This window comes from Xenococcus sp. PCC 7305 (assembly GCF_000332055.1).
Taxonomy (GTDB): Bacteria; Cyanobacteriota; Cyanobacteriia; order Cyanobacteriales; family Xenococcaceae; genus Xenococcus.
In genome coordinates, this window is the sequence record NZ_ALVZ01000213.1 from 13,494 (window position 1) to 38,728 (window position 25,235).

21 protein-coding genes, 1 tRNA gene and 1 other annotated feature (1 of these 23 only partly in view) are annotated in these 25,235 nt (G+C 41.1%); of the genes, 10 read left to right on the plus strand and 12 right to left on the minus strand.

What is annotated here, in order from left to right; translation table 11 throughout:
* Positions 1 to 70: 70 nt before the first annotated feature.
* Positions 71 to 688, plus strand: a complete 618-nt coding sequence (locus XEN7305_RS18160) for a Uma2 family endonuclease (RefSeq protein WP_040898513.1) — start codon at positions 71 to 73, stop codon at positions 686 to 688.
* 12 nt (positions 689 to 700) lie between these two features.
* Here the strand turns inward: XEN7305_RS18160 and XEN7305_RS26885 are convergent, their stop codons facing one another.
* Positions 701 to 4,372 carry a PAS domain S-box protein gene (locus XEN7305_RS26885; RefSeq protein WP_006510952.1) on the minus strand — a complete coding sequence of 1,224 codons (3,672 nt, stop codon included), beginning with the start codon at positions 4,370 to 4,372 and terminating at the stop codon, positions 701 to 703.
* A gap of 99 nt (positions 4,373 to 4,471) precedes the next feature.
* Here XEN7305_RS26885 and XEN7305_RS18170 point away from each other — a divergent pair, with 99 nt between their 5' ends.
* Positions 4,472 to 5,947 (plus strand): mechanosensitive ion channel domain-containing protein, encoded by a 1,476-nt coding sequence (locus tag XEN7305_RS18170; RefSeq protein WP_006510953.1) that lies wholly within the window; start codon positions 4,472 to 4,474, stop codon positions 5,945 to 5,947.
* Between the two features lie 29 nt (positions 5,948 to 5,976).
* On the opposite strand, the gene XEN7305_RS18175 is transcribed toward XEN7305_RS18170, so the two are convergent.
* From XEN7305_RS18175 to XEN7305_RS30140, 8 genes are all read right to left on the minus strand, one after another.
* Positions 5,977 to 7,017 (minus strand): WD40 repeat domain-containing protein, encoded by a 1,041-nt coding sequence (locus XEN7305_RS18175; RefSeq protein ID WP_006510954.1) that lies wholly within the window; start codon positions 7,015 to 7,017, stop codon positions 5,977 to 5,979.
* A gap of 24 nt (positions 7,018 to 7,041) precedes the next feature.
* Positions 7,042 to 8,256: an MlaD family protein gene (locus tag XEN7305_RS18180; RefSeq protein WP_006510955.1), complete on the minus strand. Its 1,215-nt coding sequence runs from the start codon at positions 8,254 to 8,256 to the stop codon at positions 7,042 to 7,044.
* Between the two features lie 68 nt (positions 8,257 to 8,324).
* The gene (locus XEN7305_RS18185; RefSeq protein WP_006510956.1) at positions 8,325 to 9,098 is read right to left on the minus strand and encodes an ABC transporter ATP-binding protein; all 774 of its coding nucleotides are present in this window, start codon (positions 9,096 to 9,098) and stop codon (positions 8,325 to 8,327) included.
* An 85-nt stretch (positions 9,099 to 9,183) separates the two neighbouring features.
* Positions 9,184 to 9,738 (minus strand): hypothetical protein, encoded by a 555-nt coding sequence (locus XEN7305_RS18190; protein ID WP_006510957.1) that lies wholly within the window; start codon positions 9,736 to 9,738, stop codon positions 9,184 to 9,186.
* A 194-nt stretch (positions 9,739 to 9,932) separates the two neighbouring features.
* Positions 9,933 to 10,235 (minus strand): 30S ribosomal protein S14, encoded by a 303-nt coding sequence (rpsN, locus tag XEN7305_RS18195; protein WP_040898515.1) that lies wholly within the window; start codon positions 10,233 to 10,235, stop codon positions 9,933 to 9,935.
* A 111-nt stretch (positions 10,236 to 10,346) separates the two neighbouring features.
* Positions 10,347 to 11,750, minus strand: a complete 1,404-nt coding sequence (gene leuC, locus XEN7305_RS18200) for a 3-isopropylmalate dehydratase large subunit (RefSeq protein ID WP_006510959.1) — start codon at positions 11,748 to 11,750, stop codon at positions 10,347 to 10,349.
* A gap of 110 nt (positions 11,751 to 11,860) precedes the next feature.
* Positions 11,861 to 14,596 carry a carbohydrate-binding protein gene (locus XEN7305_RS26890; protein ID WP_006510960.1) on the minus strand — a complete coding sequence of 912 codons (2,736 nt, stop codon included), beginning with the start codon at positions 14,594 to 14,596 and terminating at the stop codon, positions 11,861 to 11,863.
* A gap of 540 nt (positions 14,597 to 15,136) precedes the next feature.
* A complete protein-coding gene (locus XEN7305_RS30140) occupies positions 15,137 to 16,546 on the minus strand; it encodes a hypothetical protein (protein WP_006510961.1) in 1,410 nt (469 codons plus the stop codon).
* A gap of 222 nt (positions 16,547 to 16,768) precedes the next feature.
* Here XEN7305_RS30140 and hemJ point away from each other — a divergent pair, with 222 nt between their 5' ends.
* On the plus strand, positions 16,769 to 17,353 hold the full coding sequence (gene hemJ, locus XEN7305_RS18215) for a protoporphyrinogen oxidase HemJ (RefSeq protein ID WP_006510962.1): 585 nt from the start codon (positions 16,769 to 16,771) through the stop codon (positions 17,351 to 17,353).
* 96 nt (positions 17,354 to 17,449) lie between these two features.
* Here hemJ and XEN7305_RS18220 read toward each other — a convergent pair whose 3' ends face one another.
* Both XEN7305_RS18220 and XEN7305_RS18225 read right to left on the minus strand, forming a co-directional pair.
* On the minus strand, positions 17,450 to 19,024 hold the full coding sequence (locus XEN7305_RS18220; RefSeq protein WP_006510963.1) for a type II CAAX prenyl endopeptidase Rce1 family protein: 1,575 nt from the start codon (positions 19,022 to 19,024) through the stop codon (positions 17,450 to 17,452).
* Positions 19,025 to 19,120: 96 nt separating this feature from the next.
* Positions 19,121 to 19,825 carry an HpsJ family protein gene (locus XEN7305_RS18225; protein ID WP_006510964.1) on the minus strand — a complete coding sequence of 235 codons (705 nt, stop codon included), beginning with the start codon at positions 19,823 to 19,825 and terminating at the stop codon, positions 19,121 to 19,123.
* Positions 19,826 to 19,949: 124 nt separating this feature from the next.
* Here XEN7305_RS18225 and XEN7305_RS18230 point away from each other — a divergent pair, with 124 nt between their 5' ends.
* Complete coding sequence (locus XEN7305_RS18230) at positions 19,950 to 21,446, plus strand: AAA family ATPase (RefSeq protein ID WP_006510965.1); 1,497 nt, start codon at positions 19,950 to 19,952, stop codon at positions 21,444 to 21,446.
* 45 nt (positions 21,447 to 21,491) lie between these two features.
* On the opposite strand, the gene recR is transcribed toward XEN7305_RS18230, so the two are convergent.
* Positions 21,492 to 22,085, minus strand: a complete 594-nt coding sequence (gene recR, locus XEN7305_RS18235) for a recombination mediator RecR (protein WP_040898517.1) — start codon at positions 22,083 to 22,085, stop codon at positions 21,492 to 21,494.
* Between the two features lie 142 nt (positions 22,086 to 22,227).
* Here recR and rplS point away from each other — a divergent pair, with 142 nt between their 5' ends.
* The 6 genes from rplS to rplA all read left to right on the plus strand — a co-directional run bounded on the left by rplS (position 22,228) and on the right by rplA (position 25,177).
* On the plus strand, positions 22,228 to 22,590 hold the full coding sequence (rplS, locus tag XEN7305_RS18240; protein ID WP_006510967.1) for a 50S ribosomal protein L19: 363 nt from the start codon (positions 22,228 to 22,230) through the stop codon (positions 22,588 to 22,590).
* A gap of 91 nt (positions 22,591 to 22,681) precedes the next feature.
* Positions 22,682 to 22,754: transfer RNA gene (locus XEN7305_RS18245), tRNA-Trp, on the plus strand.
* A gap of 289 nt (positions 22,755 to 23,043) precedes the next feature.
* Complete coding sequence (secE, locus tag XEN7305_RS18250) at positions 23,044 to 23,268, plus strand: preprotein translocase subunit SecE (protein ID WP_052035198.1); 225 nt, start codon at positions 23,044 to 23,046, stop codon at positions 23,266 to 23,268.
* Complete coding sequence (nusG, locus tag XEN7305_RS18255; protein ID WP_006510969.1) at positions 23,269 to 23,886, plus strand: transcription termination/antitermination protein NusG; 618 nt, start codon at positions 23,269 to 23,271, stop codon at positions 23,884 to 23,886.
* Positions 23,887 to 23,889: 3 nt separating this feature from the next.
* Positions 23,890 to 24,315, plus strand: a complete 426-nt coding sequence (rplK, locus tag XEN7305_RS18260; RefSeq protein ID WP_006510970.1) for a 50S ribosomal protein L11 — start codon at positions 23,890 to 23,892, stop codon at positions 24,313 to 24,315.
* 136 nt (positions 24,316 to 24,451) lie between these two features.
* Complete coding sequence (rplA, locus tag XEN7305_RS18265; RefSeq protein WP_006510971.1) at positions 24,452 to 25,177, plus strand: 50S ribosomal protein L1; 726 nt, start codon at positions 24,452 to 24,454, stop codon at positions 25,175 to 25,177.
* A gap of 23 nt (positions 25,178 to 25,200) precedes the next feature.
* Positions 25,201 to 25,235 (plus strand) — a sequence feature (ribosomal protein L10 leader region) (it continues 135 nt past the right edge of the window).

The following is a 25,235-nucleotide window of genomic DNA, read 5'->3' on the forward strand; positions in this document are numbered from 1 at the left end:
AAGAAAAAGCGAAGCTCCAAGAACATCTAAGACAAGCAGCAGAAATACTATATTAGGAGATGTAATGTTTATGATTGCAATAATTGACAGAACATCTATTTCCTTTGATGAATTCATAGATTGGTATCCAGAGAATTCAGAAAATCGTTACGAATTGAGGCGAGGGGTAGTCATAGAAATGCCAAAACCGAGAGGGCAGCATTCTAGGTTAGCTGGTGATTTGGCCTATGATTTGGGTACAGCCTTTCGACAAGCAAATCAACCCTATTTCATTCCCAAAGAATGTATTATTAAAATCTCGGAGAATACAGGTTATGAGCCAGATATTATTGTTTTAGATGAGAGATCACTCGTAAATGAACCTCGTTGGCAGCGAGAATCGATCATTACCTTAAATCAATCGATTAAACTTGCCGTAGAAGTTGTCTCGACCAATTGGCGCGATGATTACCTTGTCAAATTGGGAGACTATGAAGCCTTTGGGATCTCAGAATATTGGGTTGTTGATTATTTGGGTATCGGTGGTCGGCGTTATATTGGCTCTCCTAAGCAGCCAACTTTTACGGTTTGCAATTTAGTGGAGGGAGAATATGAACTAAAACAGTTTCGGGGTAATGATAGGATTGTTTCTTCCACTTTCCCAGAATTACCTTTAACGGTTAGCCAGATTTTTAAGTCGGGCGCATGAAACAATTAGGTATTAATCTTTAGCTATGAGCTCTAGAATTTGCTCGAAAAGAAAGTTATTTGCTAATTCTTGAAGCGCGATCGCGAGAGTTGCATTCTCCTCGGGAATTTGTTCACTCAGCTCCAAAATCAAGTCATCACTACATTCAACAGCAGCTTGATGCAACTCTTCTCTCCATTGAGCGCTCATTTGAGAAAGGTAAACTGTTAAAGGCTTATCTGCTCCAACTTTTGACTCTTGGCTCTTGACTCTTGACTTTTGACTTTTGACTCTTGACTCTTGACTTACTTCTAATCCTTCCGAGTCATAGATATAGCGAACACCCAAATGTTCTGCCATTTTTTCATAAAGCACTTCTTCGCGAAAAGGTTTGCGCATAAAGTCGTCACAACCAGCTGACAAGACAACAGTCCGCTCCTCTTCAAAGGCACTAGCTGTTAGGGCAATGACTACCGTTGCCTGGCCCTTAAGAGTTGATTTAATATGGTTAGTAGCTTCATAACCATCCATAACTGGCATCCGCATATCCATCCAGATGAGGTGTGGCGACCAACTTTCCCATTGCGCGATCGCTTCTTGTCCATTAGCAGCTTCTCTGACCGCAAAACCAAGATGAGTTAATAGTTTAACTAACAAGAGCCTGCTTTCCAAGCGATCATCAACTGCTAGGATACGATATTCCGGCTGGTCAGGAGCTAAACCGATCACCTTGCGAATTGTATTCGTTGTTTTAACCTCACTCTCATCAGCTGCGCTTACTTCAAAATCAAAGGCAAACATTGTTCCCTGGCCCAGAATACTGCTAACTCTGATATTTCCGCCCATAAGCTCCACGAATTTTTGGCTAATTGGTAAACCTAAGCCCGTTCCTTGCTGGGATTTGCGACCTGTCTCAGTTTGACCAAAAGCTTCAAATAATTTATCAATCTCATCAGCGGCAATTCCCGGGCCTGTATCTTCAATTTCAAAGAGTAAATGTTGATTATCGATTGTTTTCCCTCGCAAAATCACACCACCTTCGGAGGTGAATTTGATTGCATTACCCACTAGATTAATTAAAACCTGACGCAATTTGCCCTCGTCAGTTTTCACATATTGGGGAACATCTGGGGTTCGCTCAACTATGAGCTGTAAACCTTTGGCATCAGCTTTCAACCGCAACATTTCTTCCAAACTATCTAGTAAGCAATAAATATCAAAACTATTCTCATTGATAGTAGTTCTCCCTGCTTCGATTTTTGACATTTCTAGAATGTCATTGATCAGTTCCAACAAATGTTCGCCACTGCGACTAATAATGCCTAAATTCTGTTTTTGTTCCCTACTTAGCGAGTAATCTCGGTTCATCACTTGGGTAAAACCGAGAATTGCATTGAGCGGTGTGCGTAGTTCATGGCTCATACTAGCGAGGAATTCGCTTTTGGCGCGGTTGGCAGTTTCGGCAGCATCTTTTGCCCTATATAGTTCCGACTCTGCTTTTTTGCGATCGCTGATATCCCGGAAAAACCAAATTTTTCCATAGTAAATTCCTTCACCAGATTCTACTGGAGCTGAATAAAGATCAAAAATGCGTCCATCTTTCAGCAGAATTTCATCGCGGCTAATTTCCCGGGAATTTTGAGATAAATATTCTACTTTGGCGGAAAAATCTTGCGCTTCTTTGAGTTGTGATAATAGTAAATCCAGTAATTCTAGATCGCTGCTTGTCTCAATTAGCTGCTCCGGAATTTGCCATAATTCACAAAAGCGCTGATTATAAGATGCTATTTTGCGATTCTCATCGACGACAAGAATGCCATCTAGAGCAGCTTCTTGTTGTGCTTTTAGTAATGCATTTCCCCGACATAATGCAGCTTCTGCGGCTTTGCGTGCGGTGATATCGCGAACCACTGCCGTAAATATTTTCTTGCTCCCCAAATTGAGTTGAGAAATGGAAACTTCTGCCATAAATTCACTGCCATCTTTCCGACGACCAAACACGGGACTTCTTCCCCCCATTTTCCTAGCTTTTTCGGCAGTTTGAGCAAAATCGATCATATGCTGATGATGGTTCACCGCAAAGCGAGTGGGCAAAAGCAACTCAAAGGGCTGATCGATAATTTCTGAGGCAGTATAACCAAAGGTTTGTTCGGCACCATGATTGAAAAGGGTAATTCGCTGTTTTTCGTCTACTGAGATAATTGCTTCGTTGGCATTATCTAAGATGCCAGCTAATCGAGCTTGGGATTCTTGTCTGGCCAACTCTGCTTGTTGTTGAGCTTGGGCGATTGCAATGAACTCACCAATTAATTTAACCAGATTAATATCGTCTTCTGTCCAGACTTTAGTTGAGCGCAGGACATCGAGCCCGAGATAGCCAATTGCTTTATCTACATTGATCATCGGAACGATTAGCATAGACTGGGTGCCATCAGATTCCAATTGCAACTTTTCAACTGTCGCTTCTGTTGGCAGATCATCAAGGGAATCAAGATGAACATATTTACCTCCCAAAAGTTGCTGAGAGAACCAGGGAAAATTCTCGATCGGCAATTCCTGAAACTCTTCGGTTATGGATCTAATGCCATCATGGTTCCATTCGTGGGTCATCCATAATAATTTCTGACATTTGGAGAAGCGAATTACATAAATGCGATCGCTATTGCTAAACTCGCCCAATGCTTGTAGTGCAAAATTGATCGCAGAATCAATATCTTGGTTGAGAAATTTTTGGGAAATACTACGGAGTAAATTATCTTTTTGAGCTTTTTTCTGAAGAGTCTCTGCTTGTCTTTTTTGCTCTGTAATGTCATGGCTAATCCCAATGATACCCATTATGTCGCCTTCGGCATTAAATAGAGGAGTTTTGAGTGTATCGAGGAGTCGGCGTTCTCCATTGGCATATTCAACCCATTCTTCATTGCGTCGCAACTTACCTAGGTTCATCATTAAATGGTCTTGCTTTCTAAAGAAATCTGCTAGTTCCTGGGGAAATAGCTCATAGTCGCTAACACCGATAATGTCTGCTTTGTGACGTCCCACCAACTTTTCCATCGCGCTATTACAAGCTTGATAAATACCCTTGGCGTCCTTATAAAATATAAAGTCAGGGATATTGTCAATTAAAGAGCGCATTAAGTTTTGTTCTTGTTTGAGTGCTTCTTCCGCTTTTTTTCGTTCACTGATATCAAAAATCGCTCCATTGAGCCAGAGGAGTTGACCTTCAGCATCAAAAATCCCCTGGCCCTTTTCATAGACCCAACGAATACTACCATCGAGATGAATCATTCTGTACTCAATCAGATAGGATTGTTTGGTTGCGATCGCATCATCGACCATTTGTGCAACTAATTCTTGATCTTCAGGATGAATAATACTAGTCAGCGATCGCACTTGATTATTGATAAAGTCTGAGGCCGGATATCCTGTGATTTCCAAGATTACATCACTGAGCAACTCCATAGTCCAATGTTCATCACAGGCACAACGATAAACAGCCCCAGGAATATTGACCACTAAGTTGCGAAATTTCTCCTCACTTTGGCGTAGCGCGACCTCCGCTTGTTTGCGTTTGTCAAATTCTTGTTGTAATTCTCGATTTTTGGCTTCTAATTCCTGAATTCTAGTTTGCAGTTGCTCTAAATCTTGCGCTTGTTTGCTTACCTTGGGAGGATTGTTTTTCTGGGATTTTTGGCGATCGCTCATAATTTAATTTTCAAACGGAGGTCTGCTTCGCTTAAATCATCAATAGTTATTAGGTACTATTAATTTTAAAGTGATTATCTGATCAATACTAAACACCTAATGGACTGGATTGTAAAACAGGCACAAAGTTTATTCAAAGCCTTATCTGAAATATTTACAGCTGATATATTTCTTTTGGGCGGTCAAAAAATTACAATCTTTTTGCTGATTGAAATCATTTTTTTCACTCTGATTGCCTGGCTCATTGTCCGGGTCATTAAAGAATGGGTTAAGCGTTGGCTTTTGGTACGCTTTGGATTCGATCGCGGTAGCCGGGAAGCTATCTCATCTGTCACTGGCTATATTCTGGCGATCTTCGGATTTTTAATTGTCCTGCAAAAAGTCGGGTTTGATCTGAGTTCTCTCACTGTGATTGCTGGAGCGATCGGAATCGGTGTCGGTTTTGCCTTCAAAAATCTCGTTAGTAATTTTATCAGTGGCATCACATTATTATTTGAACAGCCGATTAAAGTAGGAGACTTAGTTGAAGTTGGGGACATCTTGGGCACAGTGGAAAAAATTTCTATTCGCTCAACTGTGATCCGTAATCTTACTGGCGTTTTTATCATTGTCCCGAATTTTCGTTTCATTGAAAATGAGATTGTTAACTGGAGCTATCAAGATTCGCGATCAGGTATCAATATACCTATCACCATTGCCTATGGTAGCGATACTGTTTTGGTCACAGAAGCTCTTTTAGCGGCTGCGAGAAAAGAACCCCAGGTCCTATCCTATCCTTCCCCCAAAGTATTATTTACTGGGTTTGGCGATAATGCTTTAGAGTTTAAACTTCTAGTCTGGATTAACAATCCTCGGGAGCAGTTTCTCATCATTAGTTCTTTGAATTTTTTGATTGAAGCGGAATTACGTTATCGCTCGATTCAAATCCCCTTTCCTCAAAGAGATTTGCATATCCAAAATCCCGAAGCTTTAGCTGGGCTCTGGCAACAAAATATCTCAACTGAAATTACAAAGGACAAAGTTCCCATCCAAAGTAGCTCATTACCCACAAGAAAAAAACCGATTTCGAAGCCTTTTAATAATTGGACTTTACGTGATTTATTGCGACAGGTTAGCTATTTTGAAAAATGTAGTACGGTGCAACTTCGGCAGTTGATCGAGGAGGGATATCGACAAGTATTTCCCCCTGGAGAGATGATCTGTCGAGAAAATGATCCAGGAGATGCCTTTTATATCATTCTCTCTGGTTCAGTCGAAGTTTTCTCAGAACAAACTGGCAAATATATTGTCACCCGTTCAGCAGGAGAATTTTTTGGGGAAATGTCTTTGCTGATGGGGATTCCTCGCACAGCTAGCATTCGTAGCTTGGAGGAGACTATCTTGTTTGTTGTGGATCGATATAACTTGCAAAATCTCTTAGTAAAACATCAGGGATTAGCCGATAGAATTTGCGAGGAATTATCTCAGCGTCAGGAATCATTACGTAGTTTAGGGTTGCTCACTAATGAAATAGCAGCTGAACCAAATCCGCTCATCTGGATTCGTCAACGAATTAAAACTCTCTTTGAACTTTAACCTGCTTTAAATTCAGATATTTAGCTTATCTAAAACTCTTTACCCGCTTGCCATACTTGGACTTGACCATCTTGATCGCCGGTAACCAAAAACTGATTATTCGATGCGATCGCTATGACCTCAACAATATTTCCTGACAGACTATTGATCAATTCTCCCTCGGCTACATTCCATATTTTGACAGTTTGATCTTGACTTGTACTAGCTAGGATTTTGCCATCCCCACTAAAGGCAATATCTGTGACAATATCCCCGTGACCAATCAAAGCATGGATAACCCGCCCACTAGATAATTCCCATAATTTGATATTGCTGTCGGTACTGCAACTGGCAACTAGCTTGCCATCGGGGGAAAATAGAACTTCTTGAACGGGGTCAAAGTGACCAGCAAAAGCTCGGGGAGGGCCTGATAAACTTAAATCCCACAATTTGATGCTGCCGTCGAAAGCACCATTAACAACAAATTTGCCATCGGGACTAAAGGCGACAGAAGTTACAACGTCTTCGTTGCCCGTCAAGGTCTGGAGTAACTCACCTGTTGCGATGTTCCATAGCCTAACAGTCTGATCCCAGCTGCCACTAACGAGGGTCTGGCCATCAGGACTAAAATCTAAGGATTCAACCACGGATTGGTGACCGTCAAATGTTCGCAGTAGCTGGCGCTGCTTAAAATCCCAGAGCTTGACATCGCGATTGGCATCTCCTGAAGCAATAGTTTGACCATCGGGGCTAAAGCGAATTGATCTGATTTCTGTATTAATATTGGCGTTCAGGAGTAATTCACCAGAATTAAGATTCCAGATCTTAACTTCCCCACTAAAGCTACTAGCCGCAACAGTTTTGTTATCAGGACTAATTGCCAGTGAAACAATGGAAGTGGGATCGGTTTCTAGGTTGCGTAATAGTTGAAGTTCTTCCCAGGGGCTGGGAGCTTCAGGTTGAACAATCACAGGATCTTCTATTTTGGAGGCTGGAGCAGTATTTCGAGAGGAATTACAGCCGCTCAAAACCAAGGCCATGGCGATCGCAAACAGAGTTGAAATTTTCGTAGAAACGGTCAGGAAACTCATAAATTCATAAGTTTAAAAGGATACTTATTTAATCTTTGCCATTTCCGAGGCGATGCTTTTCAAAGTGTTGTCATACTCCACTTGTTGTTGGAGCATTTGGGTTGAAGAAGTCAAATTACTTAACCCTCGAATTAGTCTCTCCATATCTTGGCGAAATTGGGGATTTCCGGTCAGCTCATCAACATCAGAAGTGATTTTCTGAATATTCTCAAAAGCCGAGCGAGCAGAATTAAGGGTTTGTTCTAAGAGCAAGATGTTTTGTGGATCATCGAGATTTGCCGCAAGATCTCGTAGGTTAGCTGTCAACTCCACCGCATTGGCAGATAATAGCTCAAAATTATCTATGATTGCGCCTTGTTCAACTTTCTGAATCAGCGGAGTCATACTACCTAAAGTTAATCTTAATTCGTCACTAGTTTGAGTAATACTTGCTAGAGTGGTGGCTAAATTAGCATCATTTGTCACCAGAAAAACTCTAATGTCTTCGGCTGCGCCGCCAATAGATGCCAAAGTAGAATTTATATTGTCAACACTTTCTGTTTCTCTAACTTCTTGGAGTAAGATTGTGACCTCATCAGCTGCCTGATTTAACGATAACAAAGTTGCATTCAGATTATCAAAACCACCATTTTCATTGGCAGATTCTAATAACTCGGAAATATCACCTAGAGAATTAGTTGCGTTCTGAATAACTGATCTAAATACCGTAGTTGTGGAAGGGTCGCCCAATATATTAGAAATTCTTACTAGGGAACGAATCAAAGTATTCACGTCCAATTTACCTTGTCCCTGCAAAACCGAACCATCGCAAATAATGATTGAGTGATCACAATTGGGATCTAAAGGTGTGGCAATTTTTTCCTTGGGGGGTAAGGATTGGAGTGGTGTAATATCAATTGAAGTTTCGCCCACTAGTCCTGCTTGAGTAGCTTCAATTCTGGCATTACTCGGAATAAGACGATTAACATCGAGGTCGACTCCGATATCTACTCCTTCTGGGGTGGGCTCAACGGTAGTAACCTGACCAATTTTAACTCCGCGATAAGCGACCCTCGTGCCAGTTGTCATTCCTCCTGAATTGGGAAATACAATTGTCGCCTGGTAACTACTATTCCCAAAACTAAAATTCTTCAACCAGAGGATTAGTAGACCCAATAAGCCTAGAGAAGCCAGAAGCATCAACCCGATGATACTTTGCCGCATCGACGGTGACATTCGGTTGTCGCTAGAATTTGTCATTTTTTACTTATTACTTATTACTTATTACTTATTACTCATTACTTATGGCTTAGCTTCCGCAATTAAGTTTAAGGGATCGGCCCCTCGATACTACCGCTGAAGAATTGTTTTAGGAGAGGATGGGTAGAACAATAGGCTTCATCTCTCTTGCCATCCCATTGAATCTTACCTTGGTAAGAAAAGATAATTCGTTCTGTCGTGAGCTGGATGGTGCTAGCTTGGTGGGTAACTATCGCATAGGCCTGGCATACCCCCTGGTCGAAGAGCAAATCGTGAATGAGGTTTTCAATTCTAGTTGAGGCGATCGGGTCAAGGCCAGCGGTCGGTTCGTCATAGAGAATCATACAAAGATCATTATCAGAATTACTAGGATCGGTAAGAATGGCACGAGCTAAACTCGCTTTTTTCCTCATCCCTCCTGATAGTTCCGCAGGATAGAGATCCCCAGTACCAGGAAGTCCTACTATTTCCAATTTCTGATTAACCAGTTCTCGAATTTTTTTAGGCGGGAGTTTGGAGTAGCGATAGAGAGCAAACCCGACATTTTCATCCACGGTTAGAGAGTCAAATAAAGCAGATTGCTGAAAGACCATGCCCACCCCCAAAGAGTCCGCACCTTCTTCAACGGTACTTTCTCTTTTTTTGCCATTTATATATACATCTCCAGAATCAGGCTTCAACAACCCAGCAATCACTCGCAAAACCGTCGATTTACCGCAACCGGAAGGGCCAATAACACCAAGAGCATCCCCCGGATAAATTTTGAGGTCTACATTATCCAAAACTTTTTTGGGGCCGAAAGACTTAGAAACTCCTCTGAGTTCAACTATAGGTTCAACCATATTGATTTTTTCTTAAATATTTCTCAACATACCTTGATAGCTTATACTGGAGCTTCTTTCGTTATTTATTAACTTTAATGTCTATTTATTTAATATGCTTGACATCGTCAATATCAGGGCCGATATCAACTGTAGTTCTAGTTTGACCTTCTCGAAAGGTAATTAATTTGCCTGTAAGTAATGATAGTTCTTGCTGAAATTCCGGGGCATCTGAACGATTAATATTCAAAATTGTAGCTGTTTTCGCTCCCCCATTACCAGCATATTGCAGAATATATTGCTGATAATCGCGGTCTGGCTTAAATATTTTGCCAACAAGATTAATCGGGCCTAGCAAGATACCACTCACAAGACTCCCAGAATCAGAAAGTAGTTTTGTCGCATAGGCTCCCGAGGCGATTTCGGCAACGCTTTTGGCTACGATGTTTTGATTCTCACCCTGATATTGTTCCTTGTCAAAGTTTATGATGATATTTCCTTGGTGAACATTAACTTTACAGTTTTGGAATGATTGCTCTTCGTTTTCCTCATTAATATAAAGACATTTGCCACCATAGGGCTCTTCTCTTTCTGCGGCATTTGCCAGTAAGGGATTCGCAAAAAACGCGATCGCGAGAAGCGGAAATACTAGTTTATTCATAACGTATGAAACCTAATTAAAGTTCAAGACGGTTAGATTATCATTCTATAACAATGATGTCAGCCTGATGTATCCTGGGCGTACTAAATTAATTTTTGTGTTTTAATTAAAAGAATAAATCGCAAAAAAATAGCCGAAGACCAAAACAAGTTGTTTTAGAATTCAGCATCTCTAATTGCAAATACTTTATTTAACTACCAACTGGACTTAACTACTCCAGGTAATAATCCTTCATGAGCCCATTCGCGCAAAACATTGCGAGATAGACCAAAATCACGGTAATAGGCTCTAGGTCTTCCGGTGACCAGACAACGATTACGCTTCCGACTAGGCGCACTATTACGAGGCAATCTTTGGATCTGACGATGAAGGTCTAATTTTTCAGCAGCACTAGTTGCGGTACGAAACTGCTCTTTTAATTCTGCTCTTTTAGCTGCATATTTTTCTACAAGACGAGCGCGCTTTTTTTCCCGCTCGACCATACTCTTCTTGGCCATAAATTTTATTTGTATCAATAATTTGAATGCACAGTCCCTCATTATATCGTGAATTTAATAATTATCTATTTAATTAATCACTCTCACGAGGTGACAAAGAGCTAGAAAGCATTAAATAAGCTCTCTGACGTCGGCAACTTCACCTTTAACAGCTGCGGCAACCACCATTGCAGGGCTCATTAATAAAGTTCTGCCAGTCGAAGAACCTTGACGACCTTTAAAATTACGATTGGAAGAAGACGCACTAATTTGATCTCCCTGTAACTTATCAGGATTCATTGCCAAACACATCGAACATCCAGGTTCGCGCCATTCAAACCCAGCTTCAGTAAAGATTTTATCCAAACCTTCAGCTTCCGCTGCGACCTTGACTTGCTCCGAGCCAGGAACCACAAAAGCTTTAATGCCAGCGCTGACATGATGACCTTGGGCAAATTTGGCAGCTTCTTGCAAATCACTCAATCTACCGTTGGTGCAACTGCCAATAAAGCAAACATCAACCTTGGTTCCTTTGATGGGATGTCCTGGGGTAAGCTGCATATATTTATAAGCTTCTTCTGCCAAAGCGCGATCGCTGTTAGCTAAATTTTCGGCAACGGGAATATCCTCGCTAATACCAATACCCTGACCTGGAGTAATCCCCCAAGTAATTGTCGGCTCGATATCTGCTGCCTCAAAAGTCACCACATCATCGTATTCCGCATCATCATCACTGCGAATGCTGGTCCACCAGGCCACAGCCTTGTCCCAATCTGCATCTTGAGGCGCAAAATCGCGGCCCTTCAAATAATCAAAGGTAACTTGATCAGGATTAACATAACCACAACGTGCCCCACCTTCGATCGCCATATTACAGACAGTCATGCGCTCTTCCATGCTCATCTGCTCAAAGGTAGACCCAGAGAATTCATAGGCAAAACCCACACCACCTTTGACGCCTAAGGTCCGAATAATATGGAGCACCACATCTTTGGCATAAACTCCTGGAGCTAGTTGACCATTTACCTCTATCTTGCGCACTTTTAGCTTGGACAAGGCCAAGGTTTGAGAAGCTAAGACATCTCTGACTTGCGAGGTCCCAATACCAAAGGCGATCGCGCCGAAGGCTCCATGAGTGGAAGTATGAGAATCTCCGCAAGCGACAGTCATTCCTGGTTGAGTCAAACCCTGTTCTGGTGCAATCACATGGACAATTCCCTGATGGCCCGAACCGACATTGTAAAAACGAATTCCGTAATCTTTGGTATTTGCTTCCAAAGCTTGCATCATCTCTTCTGCTAAAACATCAGCAAAAGGGCGAGCTTGATCTTCTGTGGGCACAATGTGATCTACCGTTGCCACAGTGCGATCGGGATACAATACTTTTAATCCTCTTTCTCGCAGCATGGCAAAGGCTTGAGGGCTTGTAACCTCATGAATGAGATGTAAGCCGATAAATAACTGGGTTTGACCAGAAGGTAATGTCCCGACAGTATGTAAATCCCAAACCTTATCAAATAAAGTTCCTTTGCTCATAAGTTGCTACGATTTCGAGTTTTAGTATTTGTGACCATTTTACTGTTTTTGGGCAGGACAAGTATAAAAGGAAACCAAAAATATCTTAAAATCAGATACCAAGTGATCTTCTAAAGATCACCAACATAGGGTACAACGTCAATGTAGTTGATATTAAAAAGACTAGAGCCCATATCCAATCTCATTTCGTAACTACCTGCTGCTAGATTAAGACCTCCATTTGTCACATCTTCCCAAGATTGCCAGCCACCAGTGCCACTGAAACCTAAGCTAGTAGTTTCTCCATCGAGAGAAATATCTAGGCTATGATTCACATCTACGTCTGATGCCACACGAGCCACCAGCGCATAAAGACCGCCTTGGGGAATATCGACATCATAAACTAACCATTCTCCTTCATCGATCCAACCCACATTAAAGCCACCGCCAACATCAGTGGTAACTTCAATATCGACATCATCATCACGGTAAACGCCGCCACTATTGCCAGTAGTAAGATCAGAATAGTTGGTGTAGTCCTCGGCTTCAACTCGAATTGCTGTTGAAGGCAGTAAGTCAATATAGTTGAGATTAAAACCTGAACTACCCATATCGAGACGTAGTTCCTGACTACCAGCCTGCACGTCAAAATTGCCAATGATGACGTCATTCCAAGACTGCCAGCCACCAGTATTATTAAAGTTTACGGTATGAGTTTGCCCGTCCAGAGTGATATCCAAACTATGATCTCGATCAAGGTCAGATGCCACACGGGCGACAAGTTGATAGGAACTATTTTCAGGGACATTAAGGTCATAACTCAACCAATCGCCTTGATTGATCCAACCCACATTATAGCCACCACCAATATCAGTAGTTACTTCAATGTCTACATCGTCATCACGATAGACTCCACCAGAGTTACCAGAAGTTGTATCGAAATAATCGGTGTAATCTTCCGCTTCGACTCGAATTCCCCTTAAACGATTACCAAAATCAACATCTCCTGCAATTTCGCCAGTCCCAACTACTACCTCATGGGCTTCGTAACTGAAAGGGTTCTGGACAGGAACAAAGTTAATAGCTAAGCCATTATTTACATAGTTCTCGTTATAGGCGATTTCCACGCCACTAGTTCCCGCAGCATTTTCTAATCCAATAGTGGCATTGTCAAGAATTGCATTAAGCTCGTCATATTGAAATACGATGCTGCCATCAGCATTCAGAATAGTTTGAAAAGTCAAAGAACCGACCTCTTCATAACGAGGAACGTCTTGATATTGAACAATGAAGCGATTTTCGGCAACATCATTGTAATAGTAGATTGAACCACCAGCACCAGGATTTAAATCATCCCAAAAGGTTGCGATAAAGTTATTCAGACCATAAGAGTTAGGAATCGAATTGTTATAGTAATTGGCTCCGTCATCACCGAATGTGAGATATCCATTGGATGAAATTTTTACATTATTTTGTGATTCCCCATAAAAAGCAAAATCGAAGGGCAAAGTGACATCGACACCATCGTCGTCGCCCAAATGCACTTCAGTCCCCACAGCAGAAATATCTACCCAATCGAAACTAGGCCCATTGAGTTGGCTGCTGTCAGTCCATTGGTATTCAATGACCAAAGGATTAGTCTGTTGCCATTTTGAATCGACAATTTCAGCGACTGTGTAAGTACCAAATCTGAGATTAGTAAAAGAATAAAAACCATTCACATCAGTGGTAGTAGAGATTTCATCCCCATCAAGCTGAGAATTTTGGTTTTGGTCAAGATAGATAGTCCAGCCTTCTAGCCCAGGCTCCCCAGGATCTTGCTGGCCGTTGCCGTTAAGATCATGCCATTTACGACCTTGGATTTCACCAGGAATCAAAAAAGGTTCGAAATTAAGATAAATTTCCGAATCGTTGCCGTCATAACCAGACCAAACTACATTGTCACCTGAAATCTGAGGATTATAGTCACCAGTATCATTATTGGTTAACTGAATAGTCTGATTGCCATCATAGAGATAAATTTCTCGATCATCACCATAACCACTAGCCCAAACTACATTATTCCCTGAGATCTCAGAAAGCGAATCGTAGGTAGTATTATCTGTTAGTTGAATAGTTTGGCTACCATCATAAAGATAAATTTCATTATCATTACCATCATAACTCGTCCAAACTACATTATCACCAGAAATTAGAGGACCAGAGTCACTGGTAGTATTATCTGTTAGTTGAATAGTCTGACTGCCATCATAAAGATAAATTTCATTATCATTACCATCATAACTAGTCCAAACCACATTATCCCCTGAGACTTGCGGGCTATAGTCACTAGTGGCATTGGTAGTTAGTTTTGTGACGTTGTTCCCGTCATAGAGATAAATTTCCGAGTCTTTTCCATCAAAGCCAGACCAAACCACATTGTTACCTGAGATTTGAAGACTCGACTGATAACTATCAGTATCAGTTAGTTGAATAGTGTTATTACCATCATAAAGATAAATCTCTGATTCACTGGGGCCATATCTGCCATAGTCAAGATAGTTAATCCAAGCCACATTGTTGCCTGATATTAGTGGATTGGAGTCATTGGTATCATTATCTGTTAGTTGAACGATATTACTACCATCAAAAAGATAAATTTCATTATCATTCCCGTCATAACCAGACCAAACCACATTATTTCCTGATATTTGAGGGCTGGAGTCATAGGTATCATTATCTGTTAGTTGAACAACCGAACCATTATGGTAGTTATACAGATAAATTTCATTATCGTTACCGTCATAACCAGACCAGACTACATTATTACCAGATATTTCGGCACCAGAGTCACCAAAATTATTATTCGTCAGAGAAAAAATAGCCATTATAGCCTCCTGGCGGATTGCGCTAGGACAGCCTAAGTCATAGTTCAAATCAAAGCAAGACCAGATTACAAAGTATCTGAATCATGTTTTTTCTGATTTCCAATTATCTATTCACCCTTGGCAATACTAAACTGAATCCGCGCTTTTTTACAATATAAAGTGTTAATGGTAGAAGTGATAAAAAATCCAATTATCTCAGTTAAGCTGCCATTTATTGGCCTTATGCTTAACAACAATCACTGGGTTAATGAGGTGGGGAGTTCATTGGATTTAGAGATTGAAGATTAAACACAATGGCTGCTTATCTACCTACCTTTATTGTGTCTTAAAATTATCTTTTTTGGTTGAAAATTTTACGATGTTATCATAAGTTTACTTTTGGACTAAAGGTAATCAGGCAAAACCTAGCACTGTGAGATCGCACATAACGGAAAAAAGTCAGAGAATATAAGTTTCTCTGTATTTCAAATGTTTTATTGTCGTATTTCACCCAGTATGAGTAATTTCCAGAAAACGAAAAACCTATACCAATCAAAATAATTATCTCTGCAAAATATCTCGAACTGTAATTTTTTGGACAGTAGAGTTTCCGCCAAAAGAGCGGTTTGCGGTTAACTGTAATTCAACGGCGGTCCCAGCTTCGAGATCTTGAGCGGGAATTGGTAATTGGCCCAAGTTCAGAGAAAAGCGATCGCGATCCTGAACAATAGCGCTGGCAGGAATTTCCCCTTCGTATTTGGTTCTATAGTCAGTAACTCGACGGAACCGAGCATCATCAGTGGACTTACTCACACGATATTTTAGGGAAAAACTAGTGTTGATAATATCTGATCTATTAGCCCTATCGACTAATTCCAAGGTCAAATTATCTCTTACCCCAGAAAATCCTTCACTTTTGAGTTGTCTAGCGTCTTTTTCTAGAATGGCATTAAAGACAAATACTTCGGTAATTTGATCGCGTTTCAACTCATTAGTCTCGATCCATAAGTCTTCAGAAAAAGTGATTGAGACATCATCTTCCCCTGCTAAGGCAAGAGTAACTCTTTGATTAGCAAAGTCGCTCACTGGTTGAGCTGCATCCCAAACTAACAAGACCGTATGCTCTTGCCGTTTGACTAGTTCTTGATATTGATCGGCAATGATTGATCCAGGAGCCAGCAAGTCAGTAGCCCCGTTACGAGTTTCCCAATGGTTTTGGGAAAGGGTAAAACCTCGATCTTTAAGCTCGTTAAGACTAATCGTTTTTTGCGGTTGATCTGGCGATAGGGATTTATCATGATTGATCACAGTTAGCGTTCCTAGCCTGCCCTCTCTGCCAGTTCTGCCAGTTCTACCAGTTCTGCCAGAAATTCCATCAATGCATTGGAACTCTTCAGTGGTGCAATTATATTTGGAGCTGCCAGGTTTGCCAGTGCAAGTCTGTTTGTTCCAGTAGGGTACAGAACATTGGCAACCTTCGCCACCAATACCACCTTCTCCACCAGCACCACCTTCTCCGCCAACAGCGATCGCATATATTTGTTGAAGATAGCTTTTGTCTGTCGTGTAAATTGTCAGAGAACCGCCATTTCCGCCTGTTCCCCCATCACCACCATCACCACCGTTGCCACCGTTGGAAGCTTGAAGATTTTTGGTAGCATCTGCTGGTTGTTCTTCACAAAGAGATTCCCCACCTTGAAGACCATCTTCTCCAGGAAGACCATTTTCTCCAGACAAATCTAAAGTCATTGGTGAACCGTCAGCAAAAACTGTTAGAGAATCGCTATCACGTCCATCTTGTCCTTTTTGTCCCGAGGGTGAATCGTCCCCGGTTTTGCCAAAGGAATGAAGTTCCGCAGCTTTGAGATAATAAGAGCAGAGAAGAGAAGAGGAAATTGCGGGAACAAATTGTGGGAGGAGCAGGAATACAAAAGCAAGGGAAAAAGTCTTTCCCAGAAAACGTAATGGCATGATTGAGGAGCTATAACCTTACTAGACACCCGCCAGTTGTATTACATATTTTCGAGATTTGTCAAGTCTAAAATAACTCGTGATTTTACAGTGAATTGTAAGTTGCACAAGGTTGAACAATCCTAAATTTTGTTGCATCTTGGGTTTTACAGTGCCATAAAACTATAAACTTTTCTGAAGAGAACAAGAGATATTTTGGAAAATTGACATACTGATTTATTCATGGCTTATTATTGGTTTAAAGCATTTCACTTGATTGGAGTGGTTGTTTGGTTTGCAGGATTGTTTTATCTGGTGCGTCTTTTTGTATATCATGCAGAAGCGAAATTGGAGCCAGAACCGGCTCAAAGCATTTTAAAAAAACAATATGAATTGATGGAGAAAAGGCTCTACGGGATTATTACCACTCCGGGGATGATTGTCACCGTTGCCTGTGCTATTGGTTTGATTTCTACTGAACCAGGAATTATGAAAGCTGGTTGGCTGCACATCAAATTAACCATGGTGGCAATTTTGATTGGCTATCATTTTTTCTGCCAAAGAATTATGAATCAGTTGGCAAAAGATGAATGTAACTGGACAGGTCAACAATTTAGAGCTCTTAATGAAGCCCCAACGGTTTTACTTGTGATCATTGTTTTACTTGCGGTGTTCAAGAATAGTCTCCCTTTGGATATCACAACTTGGGTAATCTTTGCTTTAGTAGTTGCGATGGCTGCGAGTATTCAGCTTTATGCGAAGAAACGCCGTCAGGATAAAGAGAAATTAGCACAATCTCAAGAACTTGCTTCGACTGGTGCTGAATAATGATTGGGACTTGGGGACTTGGGGCATTAGGTCTTTGCAGTGCGCGCGCCCTATTTCCCTACCTCCTCATCCTTCATCCCTTATCCCTCATCCCTTTTAGATCGGGCTTCCTAAGATAAACAGACTCAAAAGAGTACCACTATTCCAAAGACTGTGGAGTAACATCGGAGCCAAGATGTTGCGCGATCGCGTATAAACTGCCCCCAAAATAATGCCCAAAGTTGTCAGAGGCAAGACTTCCGATAAACTGAGATGCGCGATCGCGAAGATAAAACCACTAATCACAATTGCTGTAGAGACTGAGAGATAACGAGTCAAAGAGGGCAAGAGAAACCCTCGGAACATAATCTCCTCAAACACAGGGGCGGCGATCGACGCCGTCACAAAAAATATCAGCAAAGCAACCCGATCCTGAGCTTGTAAGGCCAAAGACAATAAAGGATTACTGCCTCCTTGACCTTGCCAGATTTGTTGGTTGATTAAAGAGACAAAAAGTACCGCGGGAACTGCCAATAAATAACCGCCAAATCCCCAAAAAATCCAATTGTCGAATAACTTAACTTTGAACCAATCATTCGGTAAAGGAAAATAGGATTTTATCGAATAATATAAAACTCCAATGCCCCCGATCGCCATGAGAATATAAGTACACAAAACATATAAAGCCTTGGTTCTTAAACCGGCACCAGCAACATTAATACCGACAATTCCCAAGAACAAAGGCAGCACAAATTGACCAACAAAGAAGAATCCCACGATTAACACTTGCCAAGTAATTTCCCAATTCCAAGGCGTATTCCAGGTTTTATTACTATTAGTTGCCAAGATAGAATTTTCTTGCTTCACAAATAACTGAACCAGCAGAAAAATCAATAAAACAATACCGCTGAATCCTCCCAAAACAGGAATCCCACTAATTAGAGCCAATTTAAACAAAGCATTGGTTGCAGCTAGCTGTTCCTGTTCTTGCAACAGAGCCAATTTATCCTCTTCATTAGATACTTGGTAGAGTTTCTCTAAGGATTGATCACGAAACCAACTATCCAAGTTGTATTCAATAGTATCTTGACTATGGGGTATGACTTGAGAAGATTCTTGCCAAAGATTAGTGAGGACAATGGCTGTTTGAGAATATTCATCATCAGGCTCATCAATACTGGTAATTAATTGCTCCCAAGTAGCTAGAGCTTCGGTTATTTTACCTTCCTTTGCTAGCAGAATTCCTTGTTTTAAATCGATCTCATCAATAAATGTCTTGATTCCGGCAATTTGCTTTTGTAATTGTTGGGCTTGAGGCGAAACATTAGTTGTAGTGGTGGGGGTTTCTACCAAAGAAACATCTGATTGGTTATCAACCGCGATGATTTGCGTTAGTTGATCTAATTGTGTTTGCAGATTTTCCTTGGCGATCGCAGCCGTTTGACGATTTTCCTGATATTTTTCTAATGCCGCAACGTTGGGCTCTTCACCCAAGGCCGAAGAAATTACCTTATTTAAATCTTCATTCTCTGGCTCTAATTTGAGCTGAGAGGCATAAAGCACCAAATTAGTTTGGTATAGCTCTAGCCTTCCTTGAATTTGAGGCTCTGAAAAACTTACTGTTAGGGATAAAAAGACTCTAGCGATCGCTAGTAGCGTCAAAAAACCTAAAACCAACCGCTTAACTATCATTCGTAATTGTAAAACCTCTCAGCATTTTCCAGAATCATTCTCTGCTAAATCTAGGGGAAGATCAACTATGAGGAAGTCAAAAATGCTTGATATTATTTATTCCTCCCAAGAATAATCGGTTCTGGCCCAGAAAGTATTTTTCCAAATAAATAGCAAGAGAAAAATCGAAATTAATGCCCCCAAATTATATTTAACAACATTTCTAAAGATCTGATATCGTTTTCTGCTACGACTATCTTGGGCTTTATTTCTCAAAGCATCGGATTCTTGGTTAAGATTTGCCGTAATATTATTTTTTAAATCATTAATATCTAGAGAATCAGTCAATTCTATTCTTGTCGAGGATTGTTTTTGAAGTATATTAGTAATGCTTTCTGGGGAATTGGCAGATTCTATCTGATTTTGAAAATCTTTAATGACTTCTAATCTAGGGACGAGTTGATAATTTACTTTGGCATTAAAAGTGCGATAGATCCGAAAAGCATTATTAATGTTGAGAGGGATCGTGAATATTAGTAAAATGGCGAGAGCTAAACATGACCAAGAAACTATTTTTAAGAGAAATTTTTCTATGGGAGTGCGATAATTGGTATCCTCATAAAAAACAAACACAATCCCCAAAAAGGTTACGGGAATTCTCTCAATGATTGATCCCACTAGTTGAAACTCCCAATCGGGGTTCATCAATTCCAAAGGAATCAAGAGGTTAACAAAATCGACTACCGCCATCATTAGTAGTCCATAACCAACCACTCGCAAAATCGAAACAGTTAAAATATGTTGTTCGGTGGGAACTTTCATAAACTAGGAAAGTTAACTCAAATTGGGGATTAGACCCGTCCAGTATAGCGATTAAGAATCCTATTTTGGCAATAGAACATCAGATAAAATCAATCTTTGAGTACTAGTAGAGAAAATATTACGAATGAACTTTAGTGAAGAATTAGCTTTGCTCTTGCGTGCCTGCTATCCGTTGATTTATATAGCGACAACTGAAGAAGAAAGATTGGAAAACGCGATCGCAGAAATTGTTCGTCCCTTGGGAAATCGCAATGTTTATATTTGGGATTTTGTCGAAGGTTATGGTGATAACCCAAATAATCAAGGGTTCGGCAAACGTAATCCCCTGCAGGCTTTAGAATTCATTGAAAAGTTACCTCCAAAAACAGAAGGAGTCTTTATTCTTCGTGATTTCACTCGTTTTTTCGAGGATATTTCGGTTTCTCGTAAATTGCGTAATTTAGCTCGTGATCTCAAGTCCCAATCCAAAAATATTATTATTATTTCTTCACAAATAGACATTCCTGCCGAACTAAGTGAAGTCTTGACGGTCTTAGATTTTCCCTTACCGACGGCAGCTCAGATAAAAAAAGAAATTACGCGATTAATCTCGGCAACAGCTGGGATTCAGAATACAAAATTGCTCAATGAATTGGTTCGTGGAGCTCAAGGTTTATCTTTAGAGAGAATTAGAAGAGTTTTGACCAAGGCGATCGCAGCCCACGGAACCTTGAAACCAGAAGATGTGGAATTAATCCTCGAAGAGAAACGGCAATCGATTCGACAAACTCAAATTCTCGATTTTTACCCTGCAACCGAGCAAATTTCCGATATTGGCGGATTAGATAATCTCAAAGATTGGTTAGTTAGAAGAGGTGGCTCCTTTAGTGAACAGGCAAGAGCCTATGGTTTGCCCAATCCCCGTGGTCTACTGTTAGCAGGAATTCAAGGCACAGGGAAATCTCTCACCGCCAAAGCGATCGCTCATAACTGGCATTTACCTCTGTTGCGACTAGATGTCGGGCGCTTATTTGCCGGGCTAGTCGGAGAATCCGAATCCCGCACTAGACAAATGATCAACTTAGCAGAAGCCTTAGCACCTTGTATTTTATGGATTGATGAAATTGATAAAGCCTTTGCTGGGGGAAGTGCTCAGGGCGACTCTGGAACAACTAGTCGAGTTTTTGGAACTTTCATTACTTGGTTAGCAGAAAAACAATCACCAGTGTTTGTCGTTGCTACAGCCAATAACATTCAGACTCTCCCACCAGAAATGTTGCGCAAAGGCAGATTTGATGAAATATTTTTTGTTGGTTTACCATCTCAAGAAGAAAGAGAAGCCATTTTCCAAGTGCATTTAGGCAAATTACGCCCCCACAACCTCAAGAATTACGACTTCAAAAGATTAGCTTACGAAACCCCCGAATTTTCAGGAGCAGAAATTGAACAAACCCTCATTGAAGCAATGCATATTGGCTTCAGTCAAAACCGGGATTTTACCACAGACGACATTTTAGAGGCCGCCAGTCAAACTGTACCCTTAGCCAAAACTGCCCAAGAACAAATTCAATTTTTACAAAATTGGGCAGCCGCAGGTAAAGCTCGGATGGCATCACGCAAGAGTGGATTGTCCATGAGTTGAAACACTATTAACTTGCCGTTCTTTGTAGGTCATGGCTTGTTTGGTCTACTCTAATTCTCTTCTGCCTTCTAGTGCTCGGGCCAAAGTAACCTCATCGGCATATTCCAAATCTCCTCCCATGGGTAAACCAAAAGCAATCCGAGTGACCTTAGTAAAGGGTTTGAGCAATTGACCAATATATAGTGTAGTGGTTTCTCCTTCAACACTGGGGGAAATAGCGATAATAATCTCCGCAACTTTTTCTTTAGTGACTCGTCGAACCAAACTTTCAATATGGAGTTGTTCCGGGCCAATTCCCGCCATGGGAGAGATTGTTCCCCCTAGTACATGGTATAAACCGCGATATTCCCGAGTTTTTTCGAGGGCAATGACGTCACGAGAATCTGAGACGATACATATTATGTTGCGATCGCGATGGGGATTACTACAAATCGAACATACCGGCTCAGCTGAAAGGTGAAAACATACTCTGCATAATCCAACTTGTTTTTTGGCGTTAAGTATTGCCTGAGCCAAATCTTCTACTTCTTTATCCGAACGCTTAATGAGATAGAGAGCCAGCCTCTGGGCAGTTTTGGGCCCGACTCCAGGCAACAATTGTAATTGTTCTATTAGTCGAGCTAAAGGAGGAGTATAAATAGTTCTTGGTTCCTATAAGGTTATTTGAACCCGCCCATTTTATCAAAAGCTCTCAGCTAAAGGGAGACAAAGCTCCAAGAATTATATTTGCAACCGCTACAAAAAAAGTTATGATGATAAATCGTGAGTTTTTAACAAAGCTATGAATGCTGAAGCGATTATTCGTTCTATAGAGGCTGAATACCTCAAGTCAGATTTACCCGAAATTTACGTTGGGGACAGCGTAGAAGTTGGGGTCAAAATCAAAGAAGGGGCCAAAGAAAGGGTTCAACCCTATAAAGGTACTGTCATTGCTATGCGCAATGGAGGAATCAACGAAACTATTACCGTGAGAAAAACCTTCCAAGGTGTAGGCGTGGAGAGAGTATTTCTCCTTAATTCCCCCTTGGTTTCTTACATTAAAGTTGAGCGTCGTGGCCGGGTGCGTCGTGCGAAATTGTACTATTTACGCGATCGCGTAGGTAAGGCAACCCGCATCAAGCAACGTTTTGACAGGCCCCTCTAAAATGAGCAATTAAGCATTTTGCTTGGTTGCGAAAAAAGATTACAAAGATGCGGTATGATAAGGTTTAACAGAGCTTAAAAAGTCTGCTAATGCGTCCTTAGTTCAGTTGGTAGAACGTCGGTCTCCAAAACCGGATGTCGAGGGTTCAAGTCCTTCAGGGCGCGTCACCTAAATAATTACTATCTCAGCATCAAATGTTGTCTTGCGGGGTTTGTTGTCTTCATTCTGGAGGCCCATGCGGTCAAAGTGATATTTAGATCATATTCTAAGTACCAAAATACATGTCAAGACTGTTTCTGAGACCTCTTATAATAAAAAGCAAGCTATTGTAAAAGTCTTTCAGTGTAAAAAATAAAACAAGCAATATTATTTAAGAAATAAGAGATCGCAATTTTGCGTCCAGATTGGAGGTAGAAAACCTTGACACAAAAAAATGCCAAACAAAAAAATGCAGTGAGCAAACAACCAGAATCATCAGAGCAAAAAAGCTCCGACAAGGGCTCTAATTTGACCAGCTTTGTGGGAGAAACAAAAGAGGAGTTAGGCAAAGTGGCCTGGCCTTCCCGCCAGCAGTTGCTGAGCGAATCGACTGCTGTGATCTTGATGGTAATCTTAGTTGCAACTGTCATTTACTTAGTGGATAATTTCTTCGCTTGGGGATCAGGCAAGGTATTTTAAATGGACAATACTACCGATATACCAGAAGATAATCAGCCCAAGAAAGTAACTGTAGGTCGTCCCCGATGGTATGCCGTACAGGTTGCTTCGGGCTGCGAGAAAAGGGTAAAAGCCAATTTAGAACAGCGTATTCATACTTTAGAAGTGGCAGATCGCGTTCTGAAGGTTCAAATACCTCAATCTCAAACAGTCAAAATCCGTAAGGATGGTTCGCGCTTACATGGTCAAGAGAAAGTTTTCCCTGGTTATGTGCTAGTGCAAATGATCATGGATGATGATGCTTGGCAAGCTGTTAAAAACACTCCCCATGTGATTAATTTCGTGGGAGCTGAACAAAAGCGCAATTATGGCAGAGGAAGAGGTCATGTTAAGCCTTTGCCCCTTTCTCCTAGCGAAGTCGAGCGGATCTTTAAACAAGTAGAAGAACAAGAGCCGGTTGTCGAAGTCGATATGGCCATCGGAGACAAGATTATAGTTTTGTCTGGCCCCTTTAAAGACTTTAGCGGAGAAGTAATTGAAGTTAGCCCAGAAAGAAGTAAGCTCAAAGCTTTATTATCTATTTTTGGACGAGATACTCCAGTAGAATTGGAATTTAACCAAGTCGAGAAACAAAACTAAATTATGCCAAGAAAAGTTGTCGCCCTTATTAAACTAGCTTTACCTGCCGGTAAGGCTAACCCTGCACCTCCTGTCGGGCCTGCACTAGGTCAACACGGGGTAAATATCATGGCGTTTTGTAAAGAATACAACGCCAAAACTGCTGATAAGGCAGGACTCGTAATTCCTGTTGAGATTTCTGTTTTTGAAGATAGAAGTTTTACTTTTATTCTGAAGACGCCTCCAGCATCAGTTTTGATCAAAAAGGCAGCAGGAATTGAAAAAGGTGCGAGTGAACCCAATAAACAAACTGTCGCAAGTATTACGATCGCTCAACTCAAAGAAATCGCTGAGACCAAAATGCCTGACCTCAATGCTAACGACATTGAAGCCGCAATGAAAATTGTTGCTGGGACAGCGAAAAATATGGGTGTTGCCATCTCAGGCTAAATTTAAGTAATAAGTAATAAGTAATGAGTATTAATTGCTTAGCTTTTTGATTATTACTGCAACAACTGATAACTGATAACTGATAACTGAAAAGGGGAGAGGCGATCGCTTCGTAATTACCCAAGGAGATACATAAATGCCAAAGAAAAAGAATAAGATATCTCGCCGCATGAAAGAGTTGTTGGCGAAGGTAGAAGAAAAAGCTTACGAACCCCTAGCAGCAGTCACTCTGCTCAAGGAGACTGCCACTGCCAAATTCGATGAAACGGCAGAAGTTCATATCAAATTGGGAATCGACCCCAAATATACTGACCAACAACTCAGAACTACTGTGAGCCTTCCCAAGGGAACTGGTCAAACCGTGAGGGTAGCAGTTATTGCTCGTGGAGAGAAAGTTAAAGAGGCTGAAGATGCAGGAGCTGATGTTGCTGGCTCTGAAGAATTGATCGAAGATATCCAAAAGGGCATGATGGACTTTGATGTTTTGATTGCAACCCCTGATATGATGCCTAAAGTAGCTCGCTTAGGTCGGATGTTGGGGCCCAAAGGCTTAATGCCATCACCTAAAGGGGGCACTGTCACCGATAATTTGGCGGCAGGAATCGCCGACTTCAAAGGTGGGAAATTAGAGTTTCGGGCCGATCGCACAGGGATTGTTCATGTCAAATTTGGCAAGGCATCCTTTAAACCTGAAGACTTGTTGACTAACCTCAAAGCCTTACAGGAAACAGTAGATCGTAACCGTCCAACTGGAGCCAAAGGTCGTTACTGGAGAAGTATGTATGTATCTTCTTCCATGGGGCCTTCGATTGAGGTAGACATAAGTGCCCTCAGAGATTTACAATCAGAGGACGAAGCCTAATAAGGCTAACAATTAAATATTTTTGGTTTAAGTGACTGATACCGAAGACAGCAGGTGC

Bases quoted from the DNA above. Each gene is read 5' to 3' on its own strand.
- XEN7305_RS18160 (WP_040898513.1), top strand. From the start codon at position 71: ATGATTGCAATAATTGACAGAACATCTATTTCCTTTGATGAATTCATA.
- XEN7305_RS26885 (WP_006510952.1), bottom strand. From the start codon at position 4,372: ATGAGCGATCGCCAAAAATCCCAGAAAAACAATCCTCCCAAGGTAAGC.
- XEN7305_RS18170 (WP_006510953.1), top strand. From the start codon at position 4,472: ATGGACTGGATTGTAAAACAGGCACAAAGTTTATTCAAAGCCTTATCT.
- XEN7305_RS18175 (WP_006510954.1), bottom strand. From the start codon at position 7,017: ATGAGTTTCCTGACCGTTTCTACGAAAATTTCAACTCTGTTTGCGATC.
- XEN7305_RS18180 (WP_006510955.1), bottom strand. From the start codon at position 8,256: ATGACAAATTCTAGCGACAACCGAATGTCACCGTCGATGCGGCAAAGT.
- XEN7305_RS18185 (WP_006510956.1), bottom strand. From the start codon at position 9,098: ATGGTTGAACCTATAGTTGAACTCAGAGGAGTTTCTAAGTCTTTCGGC.
- XEN7305_RS18190 (WP_006510957.1), bottom strand. From the start codon at position 9,738: ATGAATAAACTAGTATTTCCGCTTCTCGCGATCGCGTTTTTTGCGAAT.
- rpsN (WP_040898515.1), bottom strand. From the start codon at position 10,235: ATGGCCAAGAAGAGTATGGTCGAGCGGGAAAAAAAGCGCGCTCGTCTT.
- leuC (WP_006510959.1), bottom strand. From the start codon at position 11,750: ATGAGCAAAGGAACTTTATTTGATAAGGTTTGGGATTTACATACTGTC.
- XEN7305_RS26890 (WP_006510960.1), bottom strand. From the start codon at position 14,596: ATGGCTATTTTTTCTCTGACGAATAATAATTTTGGTGACTCTGGTGCC.
- XEN7305_RS30140 (WP_006510961.1), bottom strand. From the start codon at position 16,546: ATGCCATTACGTTTTCTGGGAAAGACTTTTTCCCTTGCTTTTGTATTC.
- hemJ (WP_006510962.1), top strand. From the start codon at position 16,769: ATGGCTTATTATTGGTTTAAAGCATTTCACTTGATTGGAGTGGTTGTT.
- XEN7305_RS18220 (WP_006510963.1), bottom strand. From the start codon at position 19,024: ATGATAGTTAAGCGGTTGGTTTTAGGTTTTTTGACGCTACTAGCGATC.
- XEN7305_RS18225 (WP_006510964.1), bottom strand. From the start codon at position 19,825: ATGAAAGTTCCCACCGAACAACATATTTTAACTGTTTCGATTTTGCGA.
- XEN7305_RS18230 (WP_006510965.1), top strand. From the start codon at position 19,950: ATGAACTTTAGTGAAGAATTAGCTTTGCTCTTGCGTGCCTGCTATCCG.
- rplS (WP_006510967.1), top strand. From the start codon at position 22,228: ATGAATGCTGAAGCGATTATTCGTTCTATAGAGGCTGAATACCTCAAG.
- nusG (WP_006510969.1), top strand. From the start codon at position 23,269: ATGGACAATACTACCGATATACCAGAAGATAATCAGCCCAAGAAAGTA.
- rplK (WP_006510970.1), top strand. From the start codon at position 23,890: ATGCCAAGAAAAGTTGTCGCCCTTATTAAACTAGCTTTACCTGCCGGT.
- rplA (WP_006510971.1), top strand. From the start codon at position 24,452: ATGCCAAAGAAAAAGAATAAGATATCTCGCCGCATGAAAGAGTTGTTG.